Origin of the sequence: Burkholderia sp. AU4i (assembly GCF_000466765.1) — a bacterium.
GTDB classification, from domain to species: domain Bacteria; phylum Pseudomonadota; class Gammaproteobacteria; order Burkholderiales; family Burkholderiaceae; genus Burkholderia; species Burkholderia cepacia.
In genome coordinates, this window is sequence record NZ_ASSI01000143.1 from 1 (window position 1) to 9,367 (window position 9,367).

10 protein-coding genes and 1 pseudogene are annotated in these 9,367 nt (G+C 68.6%); all 11 read left to right on the top strand.

The features are described 5' to 3' along the window. On the top strand, positions 1-1,511 hold a 1,511-nt coding region (gene urtB / locus L810_RS29520; protein ID WP_042976669.1), incomplete at its 5' end, for an urea ABC transporter permease subunit UrtB. Between the two features lies 1 nt (position 1,512). Beyond that, the gene (urtC, locus tag L810_RS29525) at positions 1,513-2,700 is read left to right on the top strand and encodes an urea ABC transporter permease subunit UrtC (protein WP_021161913.1); all 1,188 of its coding nucleotides are present in this window, start codon (positions 1,513-1,515) and stop codon (positions 2,698-2,700) included. Next, positions 2,697-3,554: an urea ABC transporter ATP-binding protein UrtD gene (urtD, locus tag L810_RS29530; RefSeq protein WP_021161914.1), complete on the top strand. Its 858-nt coding sequence runs from the start codon at positions 2,697-2,699 to the stop codon at positions 3,552-3,554. Before urtC ends, urtD begins: the two co-directional genes overlap by 4 nt. Before the next feature lie 4 nt (positions 3,555-3,558). After that, positions 3,559-4,251, top strand: coding sequence for an urea ABC transporter ATP-binding subunit UrtE (urtE, locus tag L810_RS29535; protein ID WP_021161915.1), 693 nt, complete (start codon positions 3,559-3,561; stop codon positions 4,249-4,251). A gap of 181 nt (positions 4,252-4,432) precedes the next feature. After that, positions 4,433-5,308 (top strand): urease accessory protein UreD, encoded by an 876-nt coding sequence (locus L810_RS29540; RefSeq protein WP_042976672.1) that lies wholly within the window; start codon positions 4,433-4,435, stop codon positions 5,306-5,308. Positions 5,309-5,544: 236 nt separating this feature from the next. Then, on the top strand, positions 5,545-5,847 hold the full coding sequence (gene ureA, locus L810_RS29545) for an urease subunit gamma (RefSeq protein ID WP_006406310.1): 303 nt from the start codon (positions 5,545-5,547) through the stop codon (positions 5,845-5,847). Between the two features lie 8 nt (positions 5,848-5,855). Continuing rightward, complete coding sequence (locus tag L810_RS29550; RefSeq protein ID WP_021161917.1) at positions 5,856-6,161, top strand: urease subunit beta; 306 nt, start codon at positions 5,856-5,858, stop codon at positions 6,159-6,161. Positions 6,162-6,189: 28 nt separating this feature from the next. Further along, on the top strand, positions 6,190-7,896 hold the full coding sequence (gene ureC / locus L810_RS29555) for an urease subunit alpha (RefSeq protein WP_021161918.1): 1,707 nt from the start codon (positions 6,190-6,192) through the stop codon (positions 7,894-7,896). A gap of 24 nt (positions 7,897-7,920) precedes the next feature. Next, a complete protein-coding gene (gene ureE, locus L810_RS29560) occupies positions 7,921-8,580 on the top strand; it encodes an urease accessory protein UreE (protein WP_021161919.1) in 660 nt (219 codons plus the stop codon). After that, complete coding sequence (locus L810_RS29565) at positions 8,567-9,247, top strand: urease accessory protein UreF (RefSeq protein WP_042976674.1); 681 nt, start codon at positions 8,567-8,569, stop codon at positions 9,245-9,247. The genes ureE and L810_RS29565 overlap by 14 nt, the downstream gene beginning before the upstream one ends. A 14-nt stretch (positions 9,248-9,261) precedes the next feature. Next, positions 9,262-9,367, top strand: a pseudogene (locus tag L810_RS45880) (urease accessory protein UreG); the annotation flags it as partial.

The following is a 9,367-nucleotide window of genomic DNA, read 5'->3' on the forward strand; positions in this document are numbered from 1 at the left end:
TCGCCGGCGACGACTTCGACGCGAAGACGGCCGCGATCGAACGGCTCGCCGCCGATCCCGATCCGCGCGCCGTCGCGTTGCTCAACGCGCTGTCGAGCGGCGACGCGCTCGCGACCGGCGACGGCCGCCTGCTGATCCAGTCCGGCGACACCGCACACGACGCGCTCTCGCAGGCCGCGACGCCGGCCGGCGACGCCCAGCCCGTGATGCTGAACAACCTGCTGCGCACGAAAATCGCGGGCGCGCTGTCGGGGCTCGCGCTCGCGTCGCCCGACGTCGCCGCGCGCCGCGACGCGATCGATGCGCTGCTGAAGTCGCCCGACCCGGCACTCAAGCCGATGATCGACCGCGCCCGTGCGAAGGAAACCGATCCCGCGCTGAAGCGCCGCCTCGATGCATTGTGGGCGATCGCCGCGCTGCATGACGCCGATCCGGCGAAGCGCCTCGAAGCCGTGCAGGTCGTGGCCGCGCGCAGCGATCTCGACATGATCGAGCAGTTGCGCCCGCTCGTCGCGAAAAACGCCGACGGCAGCTACGCGGAGCCCGACGCGCGTGTGCGCGACGCCGCCCAGCAAGGGCTCGACGCATTGCACTCGCTGCAGCGCCGCGGCGAGATCGCGGGCACGCTGTTCGCGGGGCTGTCGCTCGGCAGCGTGCTGCTGCTCGCCGCACTCGGCCTCGCGATCACGTACGGGCTGATCGGCGTGATCAACATGGCGCACGGCGAATTCCTGATGATCGGTGCGTACGCAACCTATGTCGTGCAGACGCTGATCCAGCGCTACGCACCCGGCGCGTTCGACTGGTATCCGCTCGTCGCCGTGCCGGTGTCGTTCGTGACGGCCGCGCTCGTCGGCATCGTGCTCGAACGGCTCGTGCTGCGGCACCTGTACGGCCGCCCGCTCGAGACCCTGCTCGCCACCTTCGGTGTGAGCCTGATCCTGATCCAGGCGACGCGGATGCTGTTCGGCGCGCAGAACGTGCAGGTCGTGAACCCGTCGTGGATGAGCGGCGGCGTGACGGTGATGCAGAACCTGATCCTGCCGTACAACCGCCTCGTGATCCTCGCGTTCGCGCTCGCGGTGGTATTCGTCGCGTGGGCCGTGCTGACGAAGACGCGCCTTGGCCTGTTCGTGCGCGCGGTCACGCAAAACCGCCGGATGGCCGCGTGCGTCGGCGTGAAGACCGCACGCGTCGACGCGTACGCATTCGCGTTCGGCGCCGGCATCGCGGGCCTCGGCGGCTGCGCGCTGTCGCAGATCGGCAATGTCGGCCCCGACCTCGGCCAGAACTACATCATCGATTCGTTCATGGCCGTCGTGCTCGGCGGTGTCGGGCAGATCGCCGGCACCGTGCTCGGCGGCTTCGGGCTCGGCCTCGTCAGCAAGGCGATCGAGCCGTTCTGGGGCGCCGTGCTCGCGAAGATCGCGGTGCTCGTGATGATCGTGCTGTTCATCCAGAAGCGTCCGCAGGGCATGTTCGCCCCGAAGGGCCGCAGCGCGGAGGCGTGACATGACTTCAATCACCGATTCGTTGTCGAAGCCGCTCGCCGACGCGCCGAAGCCCGCCGCCGCCGCGCGTGCGGAGAACGGTTTCGCGCTCGGCCTGCCGCCCCGCCCCGCGCTGCTGTCGCGCCGCGCGTGGCTCGCGCTGATCGCGCTGTGCATCGCGATCGGCATCGGCGTGCCGCTCGCCGCGCTGGTCGCGCCCGAGTCGAGCGCGTTCCATCTGTCCGCGTATGCGATGACGCTCGCCGGCAAGCTGATGTGCTACGCGATCGCCGCGCTCGCGCTCGATCTCGTGTGGGGCTACTGCGGCATCCTGAGCCTCGGCCACGGGCTGTTCTTCGCGCTCGGCGGTTATGCGATCGGCATGTACCTGATGCGCGAGATCGGCCGCGACGGCAAGTACGGCAGCGACCTGCCCGACTTCATGGTGTTCCTCGACTGGCACCAGTTGCCGTGGTACTGGAGCGGCACGCAGCATCTCGCGTGGGCGCTCGCGCTCGTCGTGCTCGTGCCGGCCGTGCTTGCCTGGGTGTTCGGCTTCTTCACGTTCCGCTCGCGCGTGAAAGGCGTGTACCTGTCGATCATCACGCAGGCGCTGACGTTCGCCGCGATGCTGCTGTTCTTTCGCAACGAGACGGGCTTCGGCGGCAACAACGGCTTCACCGACTTCAAGCGCATCGCGGGCTTCGCGATCACGTCGCCCGGTACGCGCACGGTGCTGTTGCTGCTGACGTTCGCGACGCTCGTGCTCGCGTTCATCGCCGCGCGCGCGATCGTCACCAGCAAGCTCGGGCGTGTGGTCACCGCGGTGCGCGACGGCGAGACGCGGCTGATGTTCCTCGGCTACAGCCCGCTCGCGTACAAGCTGTTCGTGTGGACCGTGTCGGCCGTGCTGTGCGGTATCGCGGGCGCGTTGTACGTGCCGCAGGTCGGCATCATCAATCCCGGCGAGATGTCGCCCGGCAACTCGATCGAGATGGCGATCTGGGTCGCGGTGGGCGGCCGCGGCACGCTGATCGGGCCGATCGTCGGCGCGTTCGCGGTGAACGGCGCGAAAAGCCTGTTTACCGCCTACTTCGCCGAATACTGGCTGTTCTTCCTCGGCCTGATCTTCGTGCTCGTGCCGCTGCTGCTGCCGCGCGGGATCATGGGCCTCGTCGAAACCGTGCTCGCGAAGGGGAAACGTGCATGAACGGAACGGCCCTCTACCAGTTCACGCCGCCGCCCGAGGACGAGCTGCTTGCCGTCAGCGGCACCGCATCGATGGGACGCGTGGTGCCGCCGGGCATCGACACGTCGCACGGCACGATCCTCTACCTCGAGGATATCGAGGTGAGCTTCGACGGCTTCCGCGCGCTGAAGAAGCTGTCGCTCGCGATCGACGCGGGCGAGCTGCGCTGCGTGATCGGCCCGAACGGTGCGGGCAAGACGACGATGATGGACGTGATCACCGGCAAGACGCGCCCCGATGCGGGCAAGGTGTTTCTCGGCCAGACCATCGACCTCGCGCGAATGAACGAGCCGGAGATCGCGCGCGCGGGCATCGGCCGCAAGTTCCAGAAGCCGACCGTGTTCGAGCAGCATCCGGTGTGGGAAAACCTCGAACTCGCGATGCAGACCGACAAGGGCTGGCTCGCGTCGCTGCGCGCGCGGCTCGACCGCACCGCGCAGGCGAAGATCGAGGAGACGCTCGCGCTGATCGGCCTCGAAAGCGACGCGTATCGCGCGGCAGGCGAGCTGTCGCACGGGCAGAAGCAGCGGCTCGAGATCGGCATGCTGCTGATGCAGCGCCCTGCGTTGCTTCTGCTCGACGAACCGGCGGCCGGGATGACCGACCACGAGACGATGGAGCTCGCCGAGCTGCTGAACACGCTGCGCGGCACCTGCTCGATGATGGTCGTCGAGCACGACATGGAATTCGTCGCGGCGCTCGCGGGCGAATCGGGCCGCGTGACGGTGATGGCCGAAGGCGCGGTCCTCGCGCAAGGCACCCTCGACCAGGTCAAGCGCGACGACGCGGTGATCGAGTCTTATCTCGGACGTTGATGCGATGCTGAAGATCGAAGCACTGAACCAGTACTACGGCGGCAGCCATATCCTGCGCAACGTGAGCCTCGCCGCCGACGACGGCAAGCTCACCGTGCTGCTCGGCCGCAACGGCGTCGGCAAGAGCACGCTGCTGCGCTGCCTGATGGGCGTCGTCGCCGCGAAAAGCGGCAGCGTGTCGTGGCGCGGCACCGCGCTCGGCGCGATGCCGCCGTATGCGCGCGTCGCGGCCGGGCTCGCGTACGTGCCGCAGGGCCGCGACATCTTTCCGCGGCTCACCGTCGAGGAGAACCTGCTCGTCGGCGCGGCGAGCCGCAAGGCGCCGTCGAAAGTGCCCGACCGCATCTACGACCTGTTCCCGGTGCTGAAGAACATGCGCGCGCGACGCGGCGGCGACCTGTCGGGCGGCCAGCAGCAGCAGCTCGCGATCGGCCGCGCGCTGATGAGCGAGCCGCAGCTGCTGATCCTCGACGAGCCGACCGAAGGCATCCAGCCTTCGATCATCCAGGACATCGGGCGCACGCTGCGCCAGCTCGTCGACGAATCGAAGATGACCGTGCTGCTCGTCGAGCAGTATTACGATTTCGCGCGCTCGATCGCGGATCGCTACTGGGTGATGAGCCGCGGCGAGATCGTCGCGGGGGGTGATGCGCGGGACATGGAGACGAACGGCGTGCGCGAGTTGATCGCCGTGTAGCGACGCACGCGGCGCACGATTGCGCCGCTGCGCGGTGCCGGCGATCGATGCACGTCATGCGATCGCCGGCTTCATCGCCTATCAGCTTCATCGCCTCACCGCGTTCAGCAACCGGAACACCCGGGCGTATAGTGTTGCGGTAGCATTCTCGATCCCTGCGTCCGTCCCCTGCTTCCCGCCGATGTCTGCCCCCGATTCCCACGCTCCGCTGTCCCGCCCCGCCGTCGCCAAGTCGTGGCGCGGCCGCCTCGAACTCGGCTTCGAGCGGCACGGCGCACGCACGACGCTCGCCCACCGGCTGCACGACGGCCCGTTGCGCGTGCAGCGGCCGCTGTATCCGGAAGGCGACGCGATCTGCCACGCGGTGATCGTGCACCCACCGGGCGGCGTCGCGGGCGGCGACCGGCTCGACATCGACATCGCGCTCGGCGACGGCACGCACGCGGTGCTGACGACGCCCGGCGCGACCAAGTGGTACAAGTCGAACGGTCTCGATGCGACGCAGCGCATCGGCATCACGGTCGGCGCGCACGCGAGGCTCGACTGGCTGCCGCAGAACAACCTGTTCTTCGACGCGGCGCACGCCGCGCTCGACTTCAAGGTGACGCTCGGCAACGGCGCGTGCGCGATCGGCTGGGACGCGACGCAGCTCGGCCGGCAGGCGGCCGGCGAAACCTGGTCGGCCGGCCGCATCGTGTCGAGCGCGGCGCTCGTCAACGCCGACGGTCGGCCGCTGTGGACCGAACGTGCACTGCTCGACGCGCACGATCCGCTGCGCGGTGCGCTGCAGGGCCTTGCCGGCTTTCCCGCCTACGGCACGCTGTGGGCCGTCGGTGCCGCGTGCGACGCCGCGCTCGCCGAATCGCTCGCCGCGCGGATGCCGTTCGACGACACGCTGCGCGCGAGCGCGACCTGCGTGACACCCGGCGTCGTGCTGGTGCGCGCGCTGTCGACGTCGATGGAGGCGCTGCAACGCCACTTCACCGACTGCTGGCTGTATCTGCGGCCGATCGTGCACGGCGTCGACGCACGGCCGCTGCGCCTCTGGCAAACCTGAGCACGGTCGCACCACGCACCGTTTCGATGCAGCGCCACGGCCGACGCTGCACATTGCCCATGCATCGCGCACCAGGAACGCGCATCGCGCCGCGTTCCATGCACATGGCACGCGCCTTGCTGCTTACATAACCGATACACGACGCACGCAAAACGGCGCGGTGCTACGATGACCCGCGCGTTCGCCCCGTTGCCCACGCACCGATAAAAATTACGTTTTACTGAACGTTTGCCTTCATGAAACTGACTCCCCGAGAGAAGGACAAGCTGCTGATCTTCACGGCGGCGCTGCTGGCCGAGCGCCGTCGCGCACGCGGCCTGAAGCTCAACTATCCGGAGGCAGTCGCCTTCATCACCGCCGCGCTGATGGAAGCCGCGCGCGACGGCAAGACGGTCGCCGAGGTGATGCATTACGGCACGACGCTGCTCACGCGCGACGACGTGATGGACGGCGTGCCGGAGATGATTCCCGACATCCAGGTCGAGGCGACCTTCCCCGACGGCACGAAGCTCGTGACCGTCCATCACCCGATTCCGTGAGGCCCCGCATGATCCCCGGCGAAATCCTCACCGACGACGGCGAACACGAACTGAACGCGGGCCGCGCGACGCTCGCGCTCGTCGTCGCGAACACCGGCGACCGCCCGGTGCAGGTCGGCTCGCACTACCACTTCTTCGAAGTCAACGACGCGCTGTCGTTCGATCGCGCGGCCGCGCGCGGCTTCCGCCTGAACATCGCGGCCGGCACCGCCGTGCGCTTCGAGCCGGGCCAGACGCGCACCGTCGAGTTGGTCGCACTCGCGGGCGATCGTGCCGTCTACGGTTTTCAGGGCAAGGTGATGGGGCCGCTGTAAGCCGCGCCCCGCTCTTCAGGAACAGCACATGACATTACGCTTGAGCCGCCGCGCGTACGCGGAAATGTTCGGGCCGACGACGGGCGACCGCGTCCGGCTCGCCGATACCGAACTGCTGATCGAGATCGAACGCGATTACACGACCTACGGCGAGGAAGTGAAATTCGGCGGCGGGAAAGTGATCCGCGACGGCATGGGCCAGTCGCAGCGCGTGGCCGCCGACGTGCCCGACACGATCATCACGAACGCGGTGATCCTCGATCACTGGGGCATCGTGAAGGCCGACATCGCGATCAAGCACGGCCGCATCGCCGCGATCGGCAAGGCCGGCAATCCCGACATCCAGCCGGGCGTGACGATCGCGATCGGCGCCGCGACCGAAGTGATCGCCGGCGAAGGGCTGATCGTGACGGCCGGCGGCATCGACACGCACATCCACTTCATCAGCCCGCAGCAGATCGACGAGGCGCTCGCGTCGGGCGTCACGACGATGCTCGGCGGCGGCACGGGGCCGGCGACCGGCACCAACGCGACGACCTGCACGCCGGGCCCGTGGCACATGGAGCGGATGCTGCAGGCCGCCGACGGCTGGCCGATCAACCTCGGCTTCCTCGGCAAGGGCAACGCGAGCCTGCCCGAGCCGCTCGTCGAGCAGATCGCGGCCGGCGCGATCGGGCTGAAGCTGCACGAGGACTGGGGCACGACGCCCGCCGCGATCGACAACTGCCTGTCGGTGGCCGACGACACCGACACGCAGGTCGCGATCCACACCGACACGCTGAACGAAGGCGGCTTCGTCGAATCGACGGTCGCCGCGTTCAAGGGCCGCACGATCCACACGTACCACACCGAAGGCGCGGGCGGCGGCCATGCGCCCGACATCCTGAAGGTGTGCGGCGAGGCGAACGTGCTGCCGTCGTCGACCAACCCGACGCGCCCGTACACGATCAACACGCTCGACGAACACCTCGACATGCTGATGGTGTGCCATCACCTCGATCCGTCGATCGCCGAGGATCTCGCGTTCGCCGAATCGCGGATCCGCCGCGAGACGATCGCGGCCGAGGACATCCTGCACGATCTCGGCGCGCTGTCGATGCTGTCGTCCGACTCGCAGGCGATGGGCCGTGTCGGCGAAGTGATCATCCGAACCTGGCAGACCGCGCACAAGATGAAAGTGCAGCGCGGCGCGCTGCCGGAAGACAACGCGCGTAACGACAACTTCCGCGCGAAGCGCTACGTCGCGAAATACACGATCAACCCGGCGCTCACGCATGGCATCGCGCACGAAGTCGGTTCGATCGAACCCGGCAAGTGGGCCGACCTCGTGCTGTGGGAACCTGCGTTCTTCGGGATCAAGCCGTCGATGATCCTGAAAGGCGGGATGATCGCCATGGCGCAGATGGGCGACCCGAACGCGTCGATCCCGACGCCGCAGCCGGTCCACTATCGCGAGATGTTCGCGACGCGCGGCGGTGCGCTCGCGCGCACGTCGCTGACCTTCGTGTCGCAGATGGCGGCCGATGCCGGTATCGCGGAACGCTACGGCCTCGCGAAGCGGATCGTGCCCGTGCGCAACTGCCGCAACGTGACGAAGGCCGACATGATCCACAACGCATGGCGCCCGTCGATCAGCGTCGATCCCGAAACCTACGACGTGATCGCCGACGGCCAGTTGCTCACCTGCGAGCCGGCCACGGTGCTGCCGATGGCGCAGCGTTATTTCCTGTTCTGATGGCCAGTTTCCGGTTCCTGTTTCATGCGCACCCTCGACAAACGTATCGCCCCGAACGTGAAACTCGCCGCGTCGCTCGTCGCACGCGCGCCGACGCTCACGCTCGCCTATGACGCCCGCTGCAAGAGCCGCCTCGCGGCGACGCTCGACACCGGCGAAGACGTCGCAGTGCTGCTGCCGCGCGGCACGATCCTGCGCGACGGCGACGTGCTCGTCGCCGACGACGGCGCGCTCGTGCGCATCGCCGCGGCCGCCGAAACCGTGCTGCGCGTGCGCGCGGCCGATCCGCTCACGCTGATGCGTGCCGCGTATCACCTCGGCAACCGTCATACGCCGGTCGAGATCGGCGACGGCTACCTGAAGCTCGAGGCCGACCCGGTGCTCGCGGACATGCTGCGCCGGCTCGGCACGCAGGTCGAGGAAACGCAGGCGCCGTTCCAGCCGGAAGCCGGCGCGTACGGCGGCGGACACAAGCACGGGCACGATGCGACGTTCGCCGAGGATTACGCGCTTGCGCAGCAGGTGTTCGGCGAGCATCACGGCCATTCGCACTCGCACTCGCACTCGCACTCGCACTCGCACGATCACGATCACGATCACGATCACGATCACGATCACGATCACGATCACGATCATCAGCATGGTCCCGGATGCACGCACGGCCACGGCCATGACCACCACTGAACTCGTCGCGCTGCTGCATCTCGCGTCGCCGGCGCTGCCGATCGGCGCGTACAGCTATTCGCAGGGCCTCGAAGCCGCGCTCGACGCGAACCTGATCCACGACGCCGATTCCGCGCGCGACTGGATCGCCAGCGGCCTGACCGACGTGCTCGCGCACGGCGAGCTGCCGTTCCTCGCGCACCAGCTCGCGCGCTGGCACGCGCACGACACGCACGCGCTCGTCGCCGAAAATGCATGGTTCGTCGCGAGCCGCGAATCGGCGGAACTGCGCCGCGAGACCGAACAGATGGGCTGGTCACTCGCGCAACTGTGCGCGTCGCTCGAATGGGGCGATGCCGCGCGCCGCGCGACGCTCGCGGCGATGTCGCCGATCGCGCTGCCGACCGCATTCGCCTACGCGGCCGCCGCGCACGACGCGAGCGCCGACGCCGTGCTCGCCGCGTACGCATTCGGCTGGGTCGAGAACCAGACGTCCGCCGCGCTGAAGGCCGTGCCGCTCGGCCAGCTCGCCGGGCAACGCATCATCGTCGCGCTGCGCGGCGCGATCGACGCGGCCGTACGCCGCGCGCTCGCGACGCCGCCCGACGCCGTCAACACGTTCGCGCCGCAGCTCGGCATCCTGTCCGCACGGCACGAAACCCAGTATTCGCGGTTGTTCCGCTCCTGAACACGACACACGCCATGAACGCACCCGCACCCTCCCCCGCCCGCCGCACGAAGAAACTGCCGCCGCTGCGCGTCGGCATCGGCGGCCCCGTCGGCTCCGGCAAGACCACGCTGCTCGAAA